Origin of the sequence: Pseudomonas sp. NC02 (assembly GCF_002874965.1) — a bacterium.
Taxonomy (GTDB): domain Bacteria; phylum Pseudomonadota; class Gammaproteobacteria; order Pseudomonadales; family Pseudomonadaceae; genus Aquipseudomonas.
This window is the reverse complement of record NZ_CP025624.1, coordinates 4,694,808-4,716,654: the sequence shown is the minus strand read 5'-3', so window position 1 is coordinate 4,716,654 and position 21,847 is coordinate 4,694,808. Positions and strand designations below refer to the sequence as shown.

At 63.0% G+C, this 21,847-nt stretch carries 2 protein-coding genes; both read left to right on the top strand.

Annotated elements, in window-relative coordinates; translation table 11 throughout:
- Positions 1-2: 2 nt before the first annotated feature.
- Entirely contained in the window at positions 3-9,497 is a 9,495-nt protein-coding gene (locus tag C0058_RS21995) for an amino acid adenylation domain-containing protein (protein ID WP_371857028.1), read from the top strand.
- On the top strand, positions 9,497-21,826 hold the full coding sequence (locus tag C0058_RS21990) for a non-ribosomal peptide synthase/polyketide synthase (RefSeq protein WP_102369568.1): 12,330 nt from the start codon (positions 9,497-9,499) through the stop codon (positions 21,824-21,826). The genes C0058_RS21995 and C0058_RS21990 overlap by 1 nt, the downstream gene beginning before the upstream one ends.
- Positions 21,827-21,847: the final 21 nt, after the last annotated feature.

Below are 21,847 nucleotides of genomic sequence, written 5' to 3'. Positions count from 1 at the left end.
CCGTGGCCCTGCGTTGCAACGGCCAGACCCTGACCTACGCCGAACTGAATGCCCAGGCCAACCGCCGTGCGCATCAGTTGATCGCTCACGGCGTGGGGCCGGACGTGCTGGTGGGCCTGGCCGCGGAGCGGGGTATCGAGATGATCGTCGGCCTGCTGGCGATCCTCAAGGCCGGCGGCGCCTATGTGCCGCTCGACCCAACCTACCCGCAGGACCGCCTGGCCTACATGATGCAAGACAGCGGCATCCAGCTGCTGCTGGCCCAGGCGTCGCTGGCTGGTCAATTACCGGTGCCTGACGGCGTGAAAACCCTGCTGCTGGATACCGACGTCAGCGCCTTTGCCGACAACGACCCGCAAGTCGTCATGGATCCTTCGAACCTCGCCTACGTGATCTACACCTCCGGTTCCACCGGCAACCCCAAAGGCACCTTGCTTGCGCACCACAACATCCTGCGTCTGTTCGCGGCCACTGAACCGTGGTTCGGTTTCGGCCCGCAGGACGTCTGGAGCCTGTTTCACTCCTATGCTTTCGACTTCTCGGTCTGGGAAATTTTCGGCGCACTGCTGCACGGTGGCGAGCTGCTGATCGTGCCGTACGACGTCAGCCGCTCGCCCCAGGATTTCCTCGACCTGTTGTGCGACGCGGGCGTCACGGTGCTCAACCAGACGCCGTCGGCGTTCAAACAGTTGATGCACGTGGCTTGTGCCGACTCCCGGGCCAATGCCCTGCGCTACGTGGTATTCGGCGGCGAGGCGCTGGACGTCAAGAGCCTGCGCCCATGGTTCGAACGGTTTGGCGACAGCGCGCCACAGCTGATCAACATGTACGGCATCACCGAAACCACGGTGCACGTCACCTACCGTCCGCTGTCGGTGGCTGACCTCGAGCTGGACGCCAGCAGCCCGATTGGCGAACCGATAGCCGACCTGTCGTGTTACCTGCTCGACGGTGAACTGAACCCGGTGGCCAAAGGCTGCATCGGTGAACTGTATGTTGGCCGCGCCGGCCTGGCCCGGGGCTACCTGAAGCGTGGCGACCTGACGGCACTGCGTTTTATTCCCGACCCGTTCGGCGAAAGCGGTGCGCGGTTGTACCGCACCGGTGACCTGGCGCAATACCGCAGCGACGGGGTGATCGAGTACATCGGCCGGATTGACCATCAGGTGAAAATCCGTGGCTTCCGTATCGAACTGGGTGAAATTGAAGCGCGCCTGAACGCCCTGGCGGCGGTGCGCGAAGCCGTGGTCTTGGCCCAGGAAGGGCTGAACGGCCAGCAATTGGTGGCTTACGTGATCCCGGCGCAAGGCGCCGAGGATGCAGGCGCCCTCAAGGCGCAGTTGAAAGCGGACCTGCCGGACTACATGGTACCGACGCACCTGCTGTTCCTGAATGAATGGCCACTGACCGCCAACGGCAAGCTCGACCGCAAGGCCCTGCCGCAGCCGGACGCAAGCCAGGTACAGCACGAATACGTGGCGCCGCAAAGCGCGCTGGAACAGCAAATCGCAACCGTCTGGCAAGACGTGCTGAAACTGGAGCGGGTTGGCCTCACCGACAACTTCTTCGAACTGGGTGGCCATTCATTGCTGGCTACACAGATGGTGTCGCGCATCCGCCAACACCTCGGCATGAACCTGCAACTGCGCAAGCTGTTCGAAAACGCCAGCCTCAAGGCTTGCGTGGCTGCGCTTGAGCCAATCCAGGCGGCGATGCCTGCGCGCATTCCAAGGGTGCCGCGTGATCAACCGTTGCCCTTGTCCTACGCCCAGCAACGCCAGTGGTTCCTTTGGCAAATGGAACCCTCCAGTGCGGCGTACCACATCCCTGCGGCGCTACGGATTCATGGCCACCTGGATTTGAAGGCGTTGCAACGCAGCTTAAGCGCACTGGTGCAGCGTCACGAGAGTTTGCGCACGACCTTTGTCCAGAAGGACGAGCGTGCGTTCCAGGTTATCCATGCCGAGTCCGGTCCGCTGCTGACGCCGCAGTTTCTCGACCTGACCTCGGCCAACCAGGCCGAGCAGATCCAGGCGTTTGTTCGCGATCAGATCAGCCGGCCGTTCGACCTGCAGAACGGTCCGCTGCTGCGGGTCGGGCTGCTGCAGGTGGCCGCCGATGAACAGGTGCTGGTGCTGACCCAGCATCACATCGTCTCCGATGGCTGGTCGATGCAGGTGCTGGTGCAGGAACTGATTGAGCGTTATGCCGCCTATAGCCAGGGTGGATCGGTTGAACCGGTGGAGTTACCGATCCAGTATGCCGATTACGCGGTGTGGCAACGCCAATGGATGGACGCCGGTGAGCGTGAGCGGCAGCTGGCTTACTGGACCAACGTCCTCGGCGCTGAACAGCCATTGCTGGAGCTGCCTGCGGACCGTCCGCGACCGGCACGCCAGAGCTTTGCCGGCGCCCGTCTGGCCGTCCAGTTACCAAAGGCATTGGGCCAACAGCTGCGGCAACTGGCGCTGGGTGAAGGTTGCAGCCTGTTCATGCTGTTGCTGGCTTCGTTCCAGGGCCTGCTGCACCGTTACAGCGGCCAGTCGGACATCCGCGTGGGCGTACCGATTGCCAACCGCAACCGGGTCGAGACCGAAGGCCTGATCGGGTTCTTCGTCAATACCCAGGTGCTCAAGGCTGAAGTCGATCCGCAGCAGCGTTTCAGCGAACTGCTGCAACAGGTCAAGACGGCGGCACTGGGCGCCGAGGCGCATCAGGACCTCCCGTTCGAGCAATTGGTCGAAGCCTTGCGCCCTGAGCGCAACCTGAGCCATAGCCCGTTGTTTCAGGTGTTGTACAACCACCAGAGCGCCGGCCGCCAAGCCATCCCGCAACTGCCGGGGCTGGTGATCAAGGCCCAGGAGTGGGAAAGCCGTACCGCCCAGTTCGACTTGACCCTCGACACCCTGGACGCCGACGGCGAGCTCAGTGCAACCCTCACTTACGCCACCGACCTGTTCGACGCAAGCACTGCACAGCGTATGGCCGCTCACTGGCTGAACCTGCTGCACGGTATCGTCGCCGATCCGCAACGGCGCATCGGGGAATTGCCGCTGCTGGACGCGACCGAGCAACAGCACAACATCGCCCAGTGGAACCCCGGCCCGCGCAGCTTCCCAAGCGACACCTGCGCCCATCAACTGATCGCCGAGCAGGCCCGTCAACGGCCTGACGCCGTGGCCCTGCGTTGCAACGGCCAGACCCTGACCTACGCCGAACTGAATGCCCAGGCCAACCGCCGTGCGCATCAGTTGATCGCTCACGGCGTGGGGCCGGACGTGCTGGTGGGCCTGGCCGCGGAGCGGGGTATCGAGATGATCGTCGGCCTGCTGGCGATCCTCAAGGCCGGCGGCGCCTATGTGCCGCTCGACCCAACCTACCCGCAGGACCGCCTGGCCTACATGATGCAAGACAGCGGCATCCAGCTGCTGCTGGCCCAGGCGTCGCTGGCTGGTCAATTACCGGTGCCTGACGGCGTGAAAACCCTGCTGCTGGATACCGACGTCAGCGCCTTTGCCGACAGCGACCCGCAAGTCGTCGTGGATCCTTCGAACCTCGCCTACGTGATCTACACCTCCGGTTCCACCGGCAACCCCAAAGGCACCTTGCTTGCGCACCACAATATCCTGCGTCTGTTCGCGGCCACTGAACCGTGGTTCGGTTTCGGCCCGCAGGACGTCTGGAGCCTGTTTCATTCCTATGCTTTCGACTTCTCGGTCTGGGAAATTTTCGGCGCACTGCTGCACGGTGGCGAACTGCTGATCGTGCCGTACGACGTCAGCCGCTCGCCCCAGGAATTCCTCGACCTGTTGTGCGACGCGGGCGTCACGGTGCTCAACCAGACGCCGTCGGCGTTCAAGCAGTTGATGCACGTGGCTTGTACCGACTCCCGGGCCAATGCCCTGCGCTACGTGGTATTCGGCGGCGAGGCGCTGGACGTCAAGAGCCTGCGCCCATGGTTCGAACGGTTTGGCGACAGCGCGCCACAGCTGATCAACATGTACGGCATCACCGAAACCACGGTGCACGTCACCTACCGTCCGCTGTCGGTGGCTGATCTCGAGCTGGACGCCAGCAGTCCGATTGGCGAGCCGATTGCCGACCTGTCGTGGTACCTGCTCGACGGTGAACTGAACCCGGTGGCCAAAGGCTGCATCGGTGAGCTGTATGTTGGCCGCGCCGGCCTGGCCCGGGGCTACCTGAAGCGTGGCGACCTGACGGCACTGCGTTTTATTCCCGACCCGTTCGGCGAAAGCGGTGCACGGTTGTACCGCACCGGTGACCTGGCGCAATACCGCAGCGACGGGGTGATCGAGTACATCGGCCGGATTGACCATCAGGTGAAAATCCGTGGCTTCCGTATCGAACTGGGTGAAATTGAAGCGCGCCTGAACGCCCTGGCGGCGGTGCGCGAAGCCGTGGTCTTGGCCCAGGAGGGGCTGAACGGCCAGCAATTGGTGGCTTACGTGATCCCGGCGCAAGGTGCCGAGGATGCAGGCGCCCTCAAGGCGCAGTTGAAGGCGGACCTGCCGGACTACATGGTACCGACGCACCTGCTGTTCCTGAATGAATGGCCGCTGACCGCCAACGGCAAGCTCGACCGCAGGGCCCTGCCGCAGCCGGACGCAAGCCAGGTACAGCACGAGTACGTGGCGCCGCAAAGCGCGCTGGAACAGCAAATCGCAACCGTGTGGCAAGACGTGCTGAAACTGGAGCGGGTTGGTCTCACCGACAACTTCTTCGAACTGGGTGGCGACTCGATTATCTCGATTCAAGTGGTCAGCCGCGCCCGGCAGTCCGGCATCCGCTTTAGTCCAAAAGACCTGTTCCAGCACCAGACGGTGCAGGCATTGGCGACTGTCGCGCAGACCGGTGACCAGCTGCAGGTAATCGATCAAGCTGCGGTGCAGGGCCCGGCGTTGCTGCTGCCGATTCAACAGGCTTACTTTGCCGACGCCATCCCGCAGCGTCACCACTACAACCAGTCGGTGCTGCTGCAACCGGCCCGTGCGCTGCAAGCGGCGCTGGTGGAGCAAGCATTGCAGGCGCTGGTGCTGCATCACGATGCGTTGCGGGTGATATTCAACGAAAGCGCCGAAGGCTGGAGTGCCAGCCATCGCGATGCATCGATGCGCAATGATCTGTTATGGGTGCGCCCGGTGGCCGATGCTGGCGCGCTGGAAGTGCTGGCCAATCAAGCCCAGCGCAGCCTGAACCTGCAAACCGGACCCTTGCTGCGCGCCGTGTTGGCGACCCTGGACGATGGCACCCAGCGGCTGTTGCTGGTGATCCATCACCTGGCGGTGGACGGTGTGTCGTGGCGGATTCTGTTCGACGACCTGCAAACGGCCTACAACCAATTGCTCGCCGGGCAAGCCTTGCAATTGCCGGCCAAGACCAGCTCGGTCAAGGCGTTTGCCGAACAGTTGCAAGCGCATGCACGCAGCGCGCAATTGCAGCAACAGTTGGCCTACTGGCAGGCGCAGCTGCAAGGTGCGCCGGCTGACCTGCCGTGCCTCAACCCCGAGGCGAGCCCACAGAACGGCCAGGCCATCACTGTTCATACGCGTCTGGACAAACACCTGACGCGGCAACTGCTGCAGGAAGCGCCAGCCGCCTATCGCACTCAGGTCAACGACCTGTTGCTGACCGCCCTGGCGCGGGTGGTCTGCCGTTGGACCGGGCATGCAAGTACCTTGATCCAGCTTGAAGGCCATGGTCGCGAAGAGTTGTTTGCCAACATCGACCTGACGCGCACCGTGGGGTGGTTCACCAGTATGTTCCCGGTCCAGTTGTCGCCGGCGGCGGCACTCGGGGACTCGATCAAGTCGATCAAGCAAGGGTTGCGATCGATCCCGGACAAGGGGGTGGGTTTCGGCGCGCTGCGCTTCCTCGGTGACGAGGCCAGCCGGTCAGCCTTGCAAGCGCTGCCGGTGCCGCGCATTACCTTCAACTACCTGGGGCAGTTCGACGCCAGCTTCGATAAGGAACAGGGCGCGTTGTTCAGCCCGGCCAGCGAAAGCGCCGGTGAAGAGCAATGCGCGATGGCGCCCCTGGGCAATTGGCTGAGCCTCAACGGGCGGGTATTTGATGGCGCACTGAGCCTGGGCTGGACGTTCAGCCACCAACAGTTCGAGCAGGCCACCATCCAGCAACTGGCCGACGATTATGCCGTGGAACTGGCTCTGTTGATCGGTCATTGCTGCGACCCTGCAAACCATGGCATGACGCCTTCCGACTTCCCGCTGGCCAGCTTTACCCAACCGCAGCTCGATAACCTGGGCCTCGCCGCCCGTTCGGTGGATGACATCTACCCGCTGGCGCCGATGCAGCAGGGCATGCTGTTCCACAGCTTGTACGAACACGGCAGCGGTCAGTACATCAATCAGATGTGCCTGGACATCGACGGTCTCGACCCACAGCGTTTCGAGGCTGCCTGGCAGGCGGCGGTCGACGCCCATGACATTTTGCGCAGCAGTTTCATCTGGGAAGGCAGCGAGCAACCGGTGCAGGTGGTGCATAAACAGGTGCGCGTACCCTTCACCGCGCTGGATTGGAGCACACGCACGGATGCCCCGCAGGCCCTCGTCGAGTTGGCGTCCAGCGAGCGCGACCAGGGTTTCGACCTCGCCCTCGCGCCGCTGCTGCGGCTGGTGCTGGTCAAGACCGCTGAACAGCGTTATCACCTGATTTATACCCATCACCACATTCTGATGGACGGCTGGAGCAACTCGCAGCTGCTGGGCGAGGTGTTGCAACGTTACGATGGCCAGGTGCTGCCGCGCCCGGCCGGCCGCTATCGTGACTACATCGCCTGGCTGCAAGGGCGTGATGCCAAGGCCAGTGAAACGTTCTGGCGTGCGCAACTGCACGCGCTCGACGCGCCGACGCGCCTCGCCGAAAACCGTTTCGCCGCGCCGCAGCCGGCTGTCGAGACCAGCCATGCCAGCCTGTATCACTCACTGTCCCAACAGCAGACCCAACGCCTGGGCGAATTCGCCCGCCAGCAAAAGGTCACCCTCAATACCGTGGTCCAGGCGGCCTGGTTGCTGCTCCTGCAACATTACACCGGGCATGACACGGTGGCCTTCGGCGCCACGGTGTCCGGACGCCCCGGCGAACTCAAAGGCGTCGAACAGCAGATAGGCCTGTTCATCAATACCTTGCCGGTGATTGCCAGCCCCCGGCCGGAACAATCGGTCACCAGCCTGCTGCAACAGCTTCAGGCCCGCAACGTTGCGTTGCGCGAGCATGAACACACGCCGCTGTTCGAGATTCAGCGCTGGGCCGGGCAGGGCGGTGAAGGCCTGTTCGACACGCTGCTGGTGTTCGAAAACTACCCGCTGGCCGAGGCCCTGCAAGCGCAGGCACCGTCAGGCCTGAGCTTCGGCACGGTGGGTAATCAGGAACAGACTAATTTCCCGTTGACCCTGGCCGTTAATCTCAATGAGACCCTGAGCCTGCACTTCACTTATGCCCATGCTGCGTTCCATACACATACAATCCAGCGCCTGGCTGAGCAGGTGGAGCACGTGCTCGCACAGATGGTGAGCCTGGCCGCCGACCGTAGCCTGGGCGATATCGACCTGGTTGGCGCGGCGACGCGCGCCGTGCTGTTGCGCGACTGGAATGCCACGGCAGTGCCGGCCACCGACCCACGCCACGTTCATCAATGGTTCGAGTCCCAGGCTCGACGCACGCCTGATGCGCCGGCCCTGTTGGCCGATCAAGCGTCGCTGACCTATGCCCAGCTCAACCTGCGCGCCAATCGCCTGGCTCATGCGTTGATCGAGCGGGGTGTAGGCCCGGACGTGTTGGTGGGACTGTGCATGCCGCGCTGCGTGCAGATGGTCGTCGGGCTACTGGCGATCCTCAAGGCCGGTGGTGCCTATGTACCGCTGGACCCCGCTTATCCACAGGATCGCTTGATGTACATGGTCGAGGACAGCGGCATTGCCTTGCTGTTGACCGAAACCAGCATACAGCCGTACTTCGCCGACGTGGCCGTGGACTGCCTGCTGCTGGACGCACTGCCCGAGCGGTTCGATGGCTACGGCGAGCATGAGCCTTCGGTAACCGTCGACAGCCAGAACCTCGCCTATGTGATCTATACCTCCGGTTCCACCGGGAAACCCAAAGGCGTGACGATTCGCCATGGCGCCCTGAGCAACCATATGGAATGGATGCAGGGTTGCCTGAAGCTGGATCACAGTGACCGTGTCCTGCAGAAGACCGCCATCAGTTTCGACGCCTCGGTGTGGGAGTTCTGGTTGCCACTGATGAGCGGCGCGCAACTGGTATTGGCCGCGCCGCAATTGAACCTGGACTTGACCACCTTGTGGGTCGAGGTGGAGCGTTGGGGGATCAGTGTGCTGCAAATGGCGCCATCGTTGCTGCAGGCGCTGTTGCCGCTGGCGACCCGTGAACACCTGGCCTCCTTGCGCCTGCTGCTGTGCGGCGGTGAAGCGCTGAGTGCGCACCTTTCCCGCCAGGTCCTGGGCCTCTTCGATGGCGAGTTGCGCAATCTTTATGGCCCCACGGAGGCCACGATTGATACCAGCAGCCATGCCGTGGCGGCCACTGTCGAAGACGACGGGCGAATCATCGCCATCGGTCGTCCGATCAACAACGTACGCACCTATGTGCTGGACGGCGCCTTGCAGCCTTGCGCCGTGGGGGCGATTGGCGAGTTGTACATCGGTGGTGAATCCCTGGCCCGTGGTTATCACCAGCGTCCAGGGCTGACCGCCGAGCGCTTCGTTCCCGATCCGTTTGGCGAGTCGGCCGCCGCACGTCTGTATCGCACCGGCGACCTGGTGCGCCACGCCGAAAATGGCGTAATCGAATACATCGGCCGGATTGACCATCAGGTGAAAATCCGTGGCCTGCGCATTGAGCTGGGTGAAATCGAAGCCCGCCTCCACGCTCAACCTGAAGTACGAGACGCGGTAGTGCTGGCTCGGGAAACGGCGACCGGCACGAGCCTGGTGGGTTGGCTTGTCAGCCAGGACAGCAGCCTGGATAGGGCGGCCGAGGCGCGCTTGAGTGAACAGCTCAAGGCGCGGCTGGCACAACAGATGCCGGACTTCATGGTGCCCACCCATCTGGTCTTCCTCGATCAACTGCCGCTTACACCCAACGGCAAACTCGACCGCAAGGCACTGCCCGCACCGGATACCCGCGCGCTGCATTCGGCTTACCTGGCGCCGCAAAGCGATCTGGAATGCAAGGTCGCGGCCATCTGGCAAGGCGTGCTCAACGTTGAGCAGGTCGGTCTGGCGGATGATTTCTTCGAGCTGGGCGGGCATTCGCTGCTGGTGGTGAATGTGGTGTCGCGCCTGCAGCTCGAACTGGGCATGAAGTTAACGCCCCAATTGATATTCCAATTTCCGGTCCTCGGTGCGTTTGTCGCGCAACTGGAGCAGACCGGCACGTCAATGAGCACGTCAAAATTGAGCAAGCTTGAAGCGCTGCTTGATGAATTCGAGGAGGTTTGATGGACACCGCTGTCGCACAACGTATTGCCAGGCGCTTCATAACGCTGCCGCTGGAAAAACGCCGTCTTTACCTGCAGAAAATGCTCGAAGAGGACGTTTCCCCGGCGAACCTGCCGATTCCGCCTGTCAGTGCCGAGTTCGACACGTTGTCATTGTCCTTTGCCCAGGAGCGTCAATGGTTCTTGTGGCAGCTGGACCCGGAAAGCGCGGCTTATCACATGCCTACGGCCCTGCGCTTGCGCGGTCCATTGGACATTGCGGCGCTGCAACAGAGTTTCAGTGCGCTGGTCGCGCGCCATGAGAGCCTGCGTACCACCTTCGTGGTGCACGGCGAGCAAGTGGTGCAGCAAGTGCAGGAGGCTGCACCGGTAAGTCTGCAGGTGCAGCCTCTGGCCCAGGTGCCGGATGCGGCGCAACTGCGGCATTTGATCGAAGACGAGACGCGCCGGCTGTTCGACTTGCAGCAGGGGCCCTTGTTGCGTACGTGCCTGTTGCAACTGGGCGCGGATGACCATGTGCTGATTGTCACCTTGCACCACATCGTTTCCGATGGCTGGTCGATGCGGGTAATGGTCGAGGAGTTGGTCAAGGGTTACGCCGCGTTCAGTCGAGGGTTGAGCCTGGAACTGCCAGCGTTGCCGATTCAATACAGCGACTACGCCATCTGGCAGCGGCACTGGATGGAGGCCGGCGAGCGGGAGCGGCAGTTGCAATACTGGACCGCGCAACTGGGCGGCGAGCAGCCGGTGCTTGAGCTCCCGACTGACGTTGCCCGCCCGGCCGTGATGAGCTATCGCGGTGCCCGGCTGGAGTTGGATATCGACGCCGCGCTGGCCTGCGACCTCAAGCAGATGGCCCAGCGCGAAGGGGTCAGTCTGTTCATGATCCTGCTGGCCTCCTACCAGGCCTTGCTGCATCGCTACAGCGGGCAGAACGACATTCGGGTTGGCGTGCCGACCGCGAACCGTAACCGGGTGGAGACCGAGGGGTTGATCGGCTTTTTCGTCAACACCCAAGTGCTCAAGAGTGAGGTCGACAGCCAGGGCTCCTTCAGTGCCTTGCTGCAACAGGTCAAGCAGACTGCGCTGGATGCCCAGGCGCATCAGGACCTGCCGTTCGAGCAACTGGTGGAAGCCTTGCAGCCGCAACGCAACCTGAGCCACAGCCCGCTGTTTCAAGTGATGTTCAACCACCAGACCCAAGGCCCGGCGGGCGAGGGGCCGGCCGGTGAATTGAAGGTCGAGGGGCTGCGCTGGGATACCCATAGTGCACAGTTCGACTTGACCCTGGAAACCATGGAGCGCCCCGATGGGCTGTCTGCGGCGCTGATCTATGCCACGGATCTGTTCGGTGCAGACACGGTTGCGCGGATGGCCGGGCACTGGCAAAACCTGCTGCAGGCAATCATCGCGAACCCGGCACAAAGCATCGGTGAGCTGCCGTTGCTTGACGCTGAACAGCGCCAAGCGCAGCTCGACAATTGCGTCCGCACGTCGGTAGCCACCCCGCAGGCGGGTTATGTTCATCGATTGTTCGAGGCACAGGTGGCCCGCTCGCCGGAGGCGCAGGCGCTGGTCATCAATGGCCAGCGCTTGAGCTACGGGCAACTCAATACCCGGGCCAATCAGTTGGCGGTGGAGCTGCAACGTCACGGGGTGGGCGCGGGTGTGCTGGTGGGCATTGCCGTCGAACGCAGCCCGCACATGCTGATCGGGTTGTTGGCAATCCTCAAGGCCGGCGGCGCCTATCTGCCTCTCGATCCCGCGTTCCCGCAGGATCGCCTCGCCTACATGATTGAGGACAGTGGCATCGACCTGTTGCTGACCCAACATTCACTGCTCAGCCAGATCCCGGTGCCTGACACGGTCACTACGCTGGTGCTGGATCAACCGGGCAATTGGCTTGACGGCCATGCCGGTGACGATCTGCCTACCCGGCTGGATCCGGAGCACCTGGCTTATGTCATCTACACGTCTGGCTCCACCGGCCAGCCGAAAGGGGTGATGGTGCGACATGGCGCCCTGACCAACTTTGTCGCAAGCATGGCCAGGGTGCCGGGCATGACCGCCCAGGATCGGGCGTTGTCACTGACCACGTTCTCGTTTGATATTTTCGGCCTGGAAATCTACGTACCCCTGATGGTCGGCGCGTGCATCGTGCTGACCGGCCAGGAGGTGGCGCAGGACCCGTACGCCGTGCTGGCCCTGATCGACGCCGAACAGGTCAACGTGGTGCAGGCGACTCCCTCGACCTGGCGCATGTTGCTCGACAATGAACAGGCCCACGTGCTCCAGGGGTGCACGTGCCTGTGCGGCGGCGAGGCGTTGCCCCAGGAACTGGCGGTGCGCATGCTTGGCCTTGGCGGTGAAGTCTGGAATCTCTATGGCCCGACGGAAACCACGGTCTGGTCGGCGTTGCACCGGCTGCGTCCGCAGGCTGCGCAACCTTGGCTGGGCGGGCCAATCGACAACACATCGCTGTACATCGTCGGTGCAGACCTGATGCCGGTGCCCTATGGTGTTGCCGGCGAATTGCTGATCGGCGGGGACGGCCTGGCGCGGGGTTACTTCCAGCGCCCGGGATTGACCGCCGAACGTTTTGTTCCCCATCCGTTTTCCAGCACCGGCGAGCGGCTTTACCGCACCGGCGACCTCGCACGTCAGCGCCCGGACGGTATCCTCGAATACCTGGGGCGGATCGACCATCAGGTGAAAATTCGCGGTTTCCGCATCGAGCTCGGGGAAATCGAAGCGCGCCTGCTGGAGCAGGACGCTGTACGTGAAGCCGCGGTACTGGCCCAGGATGCCCCGGGCGGCCAGGCGTTGGTGGCGTATGTGGTCCCCGCCGCCGAATGGCAGGGCCTGGATGCCGACGGCCAGGGTCGCCTGCGCGACAGCCTGAACGCCCGGCTCAAGGCCAACTTGCCCGACTACATGGTGCCGGCGCATATGGTGCTGTTGCCAAGGTTCCCGCTGACCCCCAATGGCAAGCTGGACCGCAGGCAACTGCCCAAGCCCGATGCCAGCCAATGGCAGAAAACCTACGTGGCTGCGCAGACACCGGTGCAGCAAGCGGTGGCGGCGATCTGGGCCGAGGTGCTCAACGTGCCGCGGGTTGGCCTGAGTGACAACTTTTTCGAGCTGGGCGGCCATTCGCTGCTGGCGACCCAAATGGTTTCGCGGATTCGCCAGCAACTGCAAGTCCAGGTGCCTTTGCGCCTGCTGTTCGCCCATAACACCTTGCAAGCATTTGTCGAGGCGATGGCCCCGGCATCGTTGACTCCTGAACAGGCCATCCCGCGCGTTGCACGCGACCAGCCGCTTGCCCTGTCATATGCCCAGCAACGGCAATGGTTTTTGTGGCAATTGGAGCCCACCAGCAGCGCCTACCATATTCCCGCGGCCCTGCGTTTGCGCGGACACCTTGACCTGGCGGCCTTGCAACAGTGTTTTGACGCTCTGGTGGCGCGTCATGAGAGCTTGCGTACCCGGTTTGTGCTGGAGAACGAGCGTCCCGTACAACGGGTCGACGCGCCGGCACCGGTGGCGATTGCGCTTGAGTCGGCGGCTGCCGGGCTGGATGACCCTGGCCTGCGCGGCTTGATTGAAACTGAAACCCGCCAACTCTTTGATCTGCAGCGTGGGCCGTTGCTGCGGGTCAAGCTGTTGCAACTGGGCGCTGAAGATCACGTGCTGATCCTGACCCAGCACCACATCGTGTCGGATGCCTGGTCGATGCGGGTCATGATCGATGAGCTGATGCAGTTATACCGCGGCTTCAGTCAAGGCCAACCGGCGGCGTTGGCGGCACTGCCGATCCAGTATGCCGATTACGCACAGTGGCAGCGTCAGTGGCTGGCGGCGGGTGAGCAGCAACGGCAGCTCAGCTACTGGACAGAACAGTTGGGCGGCGAGCAACCGGTCCTTGAACTGCCAACCGACCATCCACGTCCGGTTCAGCAAAGCTATCGTGGGGCCCGGCTGCCGATCACCCTCGAGCCGTCCCTGGCCGAGAGTCTCAAGCGCCTGGCGCAGCAGCAAAACACCACACTGTTCATGCTGCTGCTGGCCGGCTTCCAGACCTTGTTGCACCGCTACAGCGGGCAGCAGGATATTCGTGTCGGGGTACCGATTGCCAACCGCAATCGCCTGGAAACCGAAGGGATGCTGGGTTTCTTCGTCAACACCCAGGTACTCCGGGCCGACATTGAGGGGCCCCTGCGCTTTGACCAATTGCTTCATCAGGTCAAGCAGCGGGTACTGGGAGCACAGGCCCATCAGGACCTGCCGTTCGAGCAACTGGTGGAGCTGCTTGCACCTGCACGCAACCTGAGCCATACGCCATTGTTCCAGGCCATGTTCAACCATGCCAGTGATGCTCGTCGCGAGGCGATTGAACTGCCGGGGTTGAGCCTGGAGCAATTGACCTGGGATTCGGGCAGCGTGCAGTTCGACCTCTCCCTGGATACGTTCGAGTACAGCGAAGGCATCAGTGCCGCACTGTCCTATGCCTCTGACTTGTTTGAGCCAGCCACCGTCGCACGCCTGGGCGAACACTGGCTGAACCTGCTGCGCGCGATTGTGGCCAACCCCACCCAGCGCATCGCCGAATTACCGATGCTCGATGCGGTGCAGCGCCGGATGATGGTTGAGGACTGGAACCGCACGTTCGCGCATTACCCGAACAACCAGCCGGTGCACCACTTGATCGAAGCCCAGGTGGAGCGGGCCCCGCATGCCGTGGCGTTGGTGTTCGAGGGGCAGTCGCTGACCTATGCCCAGCTCAACGCGCGGGCCAACCGATTGGCTCATGCCTTGATCGCGCGTGGCGTAGGCCCCGATGTGCTGGTGGGCATTGCACTGCACCGCAGCCTGGAAATGGTGGTGGGCCTGTTGGCGATCCTGAAGGCCGGCGGCGCCTATGTACCGCTGGACCCGGAATACCCGCCGGAACGCCTGTCCTACATGATCGACGACAGCGGCATCGAATGGTTGCTGACCCAGCAAGCACTGGTCGCAACCTTGCCGCTGCCGGAACGGGTGCGCACGCTGATACTCGATGGTGACGATGCCTGGCTGGCCGGTGAGGCGCAAGGCAACCCCGAGTCGCGGGCCGTCGCGCAAAACCTCGCCTATGTGATTTACACCTCCGGATCCACCGGCAAACCCAAAGGGGCTGGCAACAGCCACGGTGCCCTGACCAACCGGTTGTGCTGGATGCAACAGGCCTACGGGTTGCACGCCGACGACCGCGTGCTGCAAAAAACGCCGTTCAGCTTCGATGTGTCCGTCTGGGAGTTTTTCTGGCCGCTTATGACCGGCGTCCGCTTGGTCGTGGCGTCGCCTGGGGATCATCGCGATCCACAGAAGCTGGTCCAATTGATCGAGCGCGAAGGCATTACTACCCTGCATTTCGTCCCGTCGATGCTGCAAGCGTTCGTGCTGGATGCCAATGTCAGCCGCTGCACCAGCCTCACCCGTATCGTTTGCAGTGGCGAAGCGTTGCCGATCGATGCGCAGCAGCAGGTCTTCGCCAAGCTGCCGGGCGCGGGGCTGTTCAATCTCTACGGCCCTACCGAAGCCGCAATTGACGTCACCCACTGGACCTGTCGTGACGAGGGCCGTGACGCAGTGCCCATCGGCGAGCCGATTGCGAACTTGATGACCTACATTCTCGACGCCGAGCTCAACCCGGTGCCCTGCGGCGTCAACGGCGAACTGTACCTCAGCGGCCAGGGACTGGCGCGTGGGTACCACCGTCGCCCTGAGCTGACGGCCGAACGATTCGTGGCAAGCCCGTTTGTCGCGGGTGAACGGCTGTACCGCACGGGCGACTTGGCCCGTTACCGCGTTGACGGGGTGATTGATTACATTGGCCGTATCGACCATCAGGTGAAAATCCGCGGCTTTCGTATCGAGCTGGGTGAAATCGAGGCCCGTCTGCTGGAGCACGGGGCCGTGCGCGAAGCCGTGGTGGTGGCGCAGGACAGCCGCAACGGCAAAGCCCTGAGTGGCTACGTCGTTACCCAGCCTGGCGCCGCCAGCGACTGGCCGGCACTGCGCGAGGCGCTGACTGCGCATCTGCGCCAGACCCTGCCGGAACACATGGTGCCGACGCACCTGACGCCGCTGGCAAAAATGCCCCTGAGCCCCAACGGCAAACTCGACCGCAAGGCTCTCCCGGTGCCAGACATGGCTGAGGTACAGCAGGACTTCGTGGCTCCCGCCAATGCAGTCGAAAGTGCCCTGGTCGAGATCTGGCAAGCCGTGCTCGGCGTGGCCCGGGTGGGCACTGCCGATAACTTCTTCGCCTTGGGCGGTGACTCGATCAATTCGATTCAAGTGGTCAGCCGTGCACGTCAGCAGGGAATCGGCCTGGCCCCCAAGGACCTGTTCCTGCACCAGAACATCCAGGCGCTGGCCCGGGCTGCGAGCGCCGATCAAGCCGCAACGATCGATCAGGGGCCGGTCAGCGGTAACAGCCATCTGGTTCCGATGCAGCACTGGTTCTTCGCCAATGACATGGCGCACCGTGACCACTGGAACCAGTCGCTGATGCTGACCCCGCGCGAGCCATTGGACGGCGCATGTCTGCAGCAGGCCCTTGAGCACGTGGTGGCCCATCATGACGCCTTGCGCTTGCGCTTCGTGCAATCGGGCGATGGTACCTGGCAGGCCAGCCATGAGGCCGTCGGCGCGCAACCGGTAGGCCTCTGGCAGCGCCAGGCAGAGAACGCCGATGAGATCATCGCCATTGCCAACCAGGCGCAACGCAGCCTCGACCTGCAACACGGCCCGCTGCTGCGTTGCAGCCTGATCGCAGTGCAGGACGGCAGTTCGCGCCTGCATCTGGCGATTCACCATCTGGTGATGGACGGTGTGTCGTGGCGCGTGCTGCTGGAAGACTTGCAAACGGCCTACCGGCAGCTGGCGGTAAACCAGCCTGTGGTGTTGCCACCCAAGTCCACCGCGTTCAAGGCGTGGGCCGAGCAGTTGCAGGGCTACGCCCACAGCGAAGGGCTGGCTCGGGAGTTGAGTTACTGGACCGGGCAACAGGCCCATGCGTTGCCGGAACTGCCACGGGCGCGGCCTGAGGGCAGCCAGGCTTCGGTGCATGGCCATTCGGTCAACACGCGTCTGGATACAGAACAGACTCGGCGCCTGCTCAAGCAGGCACCGTCGGCCTATCGCACCCAGGTCAACGACCTTTTGCTCAGTGCCCTGGCGCAGGTGATTTGCCAGTGGACTGCGCAACCTGCGTGCCTGGTGCAACTGGAAGGCCATGGCCGTGAGGAACTGTTCGGCGACGTCGACCTGAGCCGTACGTTGGGCTGGTTCACCAGCCTGTTCCCGGTGGTATTGACCCCATCGGTGCACGCGGCAGACACCATCAAGGGCATCAAGGAACAGCTGCGCGCGGTGCCGAACAAGGGCCTGGGTTATGGCGTGCTGCGTTACCTCGGTGCAGAGGATGTCCGCTCGCGTCTGGCGAAACTCGCGCAGGCCCGGATTACCTTCAACTACCTCGGCCAGTTCGACCAGAGCTTTGATGAGCAGGCGTTATTCGCGCCGAGCGAGGAGGGCAGCGGGGCTGGGCACGCTGATGACGTGGCGCTGGGCAACTGGCTGACCATCGATGGCCGGGTGTACAACGGCCAGTTGTCCCTGGACTGGACCTTCAGCCGCGACGTTTTTGATGAGGCCACCGTCCAGCAATTGGCCGATGCCTACGGCGTCGCGTTGCAGGCACTGATCGAGCATTGCTGCGGCGAAGAGCATCAGGGCCTGACGCCGTCTGACTTCCCGCTGGCCCGTTTGACCCAGGCGCACCTTGACGGCTTGCCGGTGCCCGTGGCGCAGGTGCAAGACGTCTATGCGTTGTCACCGATGCAAGAAGGCATGCTGTTCCACACCCTGGCCGACGACAGCAGCGGTTTGTACATCAACCAGATCAGCCTGCCGGTACACGGGCTGGATACCGAACGCTTCGCCGCAGCCTGGCAATCGGTGATTGAGCGTGAGGACATTCTGCGGACCAGCTTTCACTGGCAGGATGGCTTGAGCGCCCCGGTGCAAATTGTCCACCGCCAGGCCGAATTGCCGCTGCTGATCGAAGATTGGCGCGGCCAGGACATCAGCGAACAGGCGATCAGCGCGCGCGCAACGGCTGATTACCTGCAAGGGTTCGATCTGGCCCGTGCGCCGTTGCAGCGTGTGCTGTTGCTGCGGCTTGAGGACGACCGCTACCAGATGATCTGGACCTGCCATCACATCCTGATGGACGGCTGGAGCAGTTCGCGACTGTTTGGCGAGGTAATGCAGTTTTATGCTCAGGGCCACGTGCCGACACGCAACGGTCGTTACCGCGAGTTCATCGAATGGCTGCAACGCCAGGATCAACGGGCGCTGGAGGGCTTCTGGAGAAGCCGTCTTGCGACGCTGGAGCAGGCCACCTCGCTGAACCAGGCGATGTTCCCGCGGCATGTCGAGGATTTGCCCGGGCACCAGGCGCTTTACTCACGTTGGGATGCGGTGCAAACCGCACGCCTGCAACAGGCTTGCCGCGCCTTGCAAATCACACCCAACACGCTGATCCAGGGCGCGTGGCTGTTGTTGCTGCAACGCTTTACCGGGCAGAACACTGTGGTGTTCGGTGCCACCGTGGCTGGCCGTCCTGCGGGGTTGGCCAATGCCGACAACATCCTGGGGCTGTTCATCAATACGCTACCGGTGATCCAGACCCTGGAACCCGCGCAGCCGCTGGATCAGTGGCTGCAAGCGTTGCAGGCCTGCAACATGGACATCCGTGAGTACGCACACGCGCCGCTGGCGGATATCCAGCGCTGGTCGGGGCTGGGTGGGCAAGGGCTGTTCGACAGCATCATCGTGTTTGAAAACTACCCGATCGATGAGCGCCTGGGTGAGCAACAGGACACCGGCCTGAGTTTCGGCGAGTCGCGTAACCATGACGTGACCAACTTTGCGATGGACCTGGCGGTCAATCTCGGCGAACAGTTGTCGATCGAATATCTGTTCCTGCGCAATGCCTTCAGTGTCGAGGCGGTAGAGCAGATTCGCCGCTGCATGGAAGACACCCTCGAGGCCATGATCGTTACGCCGACGGCGCGCCTGGGCAACCTTCAGCGCCTTGGGGCCGAGCAGTGGCGAGCCTTTGAGCAGTGGAGTGCGGCGCCGAATGCCAGCTATCACGCGCAGCTCTTGCCGGAACTGATCGCACGCCATGCCGATTCGCGTGGCGAGGCGACGGCACTGGTGTGTGGGGGCGATTCGCTGAGCTACGGTGAGCTGGAACGTCGAGCCAATGGCCTGGCCCATCGCTTGATCGAGCTGGGGGCTGGGCCGGAAGTGGTGGTCGGGGTGGCCCTGGAGCGCTCCGTCGAGATGATCGTGGCGTTACTGGCGGTGATGAAAAGCGGCGCGGCTTATGTGCCGTTGGACATCGACTATCCGCCCGAACGCCTGGCGTTCATGATGCAAGACTCGGCGATGGCGCTGTTGCTGACCCATAGCCAGGTGCAGGCGCGCCTTCCGGCGGTGGAAGGCCTGGCGCAGCTGGCCATCGACACGTTTGACCGCGCCGGCTACAGCGACACGCCGCCCGCCAGCAGTTTGCTGGGCGCCAATCTGGCCTACTTGATTTATACCTCGGGCTCCACCGGTCGGCCGAAAGGCGTGGCAGTGGCGCATGGGCCGATGAGCATGCATTGCCAGGCCATCGCCGGGCTGTATGACATGGATGAGCGCACCCGCGAGCTGCATTTCATGTCATTTGCCTTCGACGGCGCTCATGAGCGCTGGCTCAGTACGCTATTGAGCGGGGGCACGCTGGTGATCCGCGATGCCAGCCTGTGGACACCGGAGCAGACCTTCGACGCGTTGCATCAACACGGCATCACGATTGCCTGTTTCCCGCCGGCCTACCTCAAGCAGTTGGCCGAGTACGCGGCCCATAGCCAACAGGAACCACCCGCGGTACGGGTGTATTGCTTCGGTGGCGATGCGGTGCCGGACCAGACCTTCGAACAAGTGAAAGCGGCACTGCGTCCACAGTTCTTTACCAACGGCTATGGCCCCACCGAAACCGTGGTCACGCCGATGCTCTGGAAGGTCCCGGTCGACACCCGGTGCGAGGCCGCCTATGCGCCGATCGGGCGTGCTGTCGGCGAGCGCGCGCTGTACGTGCTGGACGAAGACCTCAACCCGCTGCCGCCGGGGATTGCCGGTGAGCTCTACATCGGCGGCCAGGGCATTGCCCGCGGCTATTACCGTCGTCCGGACCTGAGTGCCGAGCGCTTTGTGCCGGACCCGTTCGGGTCGCCGGGCGATCGTCTCTACCGCAGCGGCGACCTGGTACGCCAGCGTGTTGATGGTGTGCTTGATTACGTCGGGCGTATTGACCACCAGATCAAGGTCCGGGGCTTTCGCATTGAACTGGGGGAAATCGAGGCGAGCCTGCGGCAACTGGACGATGTCAGTGACGCGTTGGTGATCGCCCGTGACAGTGCGTCGGGCAAGCAACTGATCGGTTATGTGGTGACGCCCGATGGCATGGCCATCGGTGATCGCCTCAAGGCGGACTTGCGCGCGCAATTGCCGGATTACATGGTGCCCACCCAGGTCATCTGCATGGCGGCGCTGCCTGTCACGCCCAACGGCAAGCTGGATCGCCAGGCCTTGCCGGAGCCTGAATTCAAGGGCGGCGAGTATGTTCCCGGCCGTACTCGTGACGAGCAACTGCTGGCACAGGTCTGGGCTGATGTGTTGCAAGTGGAACGCGTGGGCATCACCGACAACTTCTTCGAGTTGGGCGGTGACTCGATCCTCAGCCTGCAAGTCGTCTCGCGGGTACGCAACCACCCTGAACTGAAGATGGACCTCAAGCTGCGGGACCTGATGCGCGGGCAGACCATCGAGGCGATTTTCGAGCAGCGTTCAAGCACCGTCGCCACGCTGATCGAGGATGTTTCGCAGGTGGCCGCCGAGGGCCAGTTCAACCTGATTCCGATCCAGCAGTGGCTGTTCGACCAGCGTATGAGCGAGCCGCACCATTACAACCAGGCATTGATGCTGCGTGCACGCCAGGCGCTGAATCTGCCGGCGCTGGAGTTGGCATTGCGCTGCATGTTGAAGCAGCACGACGCCCTGCGCCTGCGCTTTCGTGAGGTGGGCGCACGCTATTACCAGCATTACCAGCCGCTGGAGGACATGCAGGCGCAATGGGCCACTGAGCCCTTGTTATGGCAACACACCGTGGCCGATGAGGCGGAGCTTGAGCTGTACGCCGAACAGGTACAGCGCAGCCTGGACCTGCAAGACGGGCCGGTGTGGCGTACCGCTCATGTGACGTTGGGCGATGGCCAGGTGCGGGTATTGATGGTGATCCATCATTTGGTGATCGACACCGTTTCCTGGCGTTTGCTGCTGCAGGATTTGCAGGTCGCTTATGAGGCTTACCGCAATGGCCAGGCGCCGGCCCTGCCGATTCGTACCAGCAGCTACCGGGCCTGGGCCGAGGGTCTGCAAGCGTACGCGGCGAATTATCCGGCGCAGGAGCAAGCCTGGTGGCTTGAGCAGATCGACCAGCCGGGCAGTGAGCTGCCGTGCGATAACCCGCGTGGCAAGAACCAGGTGCAGTACCAGTCGGTCGCGCTGATGGGCCTGTCGCAGGAACATACCCAGCAGTTGCTCAAGCAAGTGCCTGCGGTCTACCAGACGCAGATCAACGATGTGTTGCTCGCCGCGCTGAGCCGGGTGTTGTGCCGCTGGAGCGGGCAGCCTTCGGTATTGATCCAGCTCGAAGGCCATGGCCGCGAAGACCTGGTCAAGGACATCGACCTGAGCCGCAGCCTGGGCTGGTTCACCAGCATGTTCCCGGTGCGCCTGGCACCCGGTGCCGGGGCTGACATCGGGAGCTCGGTGCGTGCGGTGCAGCGGCAATTGGCGGCCGTACCGAACAAGGGCCTGGGCTACGGCATCCTGCGTCACATGAGCGGTGTGTCGATGGCCGATACCTTGCGCCTGGCACCCCAGGCGCGTGTCACCTTCAACTACCTGGGGCAGTTCGACCAGAGCTTCGATGACAAGGCGATGCTGGTGCCGGCTCAGGAGAGCTATGGCAGTTGCTACAGCCCGCAGGCGGCCCTGGGCAATTGGCTGGAAGTGGTGGGGCAGGTGTATGACGGACGCCTGGCGATGCGCTGTATTTTCAGCACGCGCCGCTACCGTGCCGAAACCGTCGAACAGTTGATGCGAGAGTACCAGGCCGAACTGGAGGCGCTGATCGAGCATTGCGTGGCACAAGCGGCTTAAGGATTGAGGCCGATCCATCGT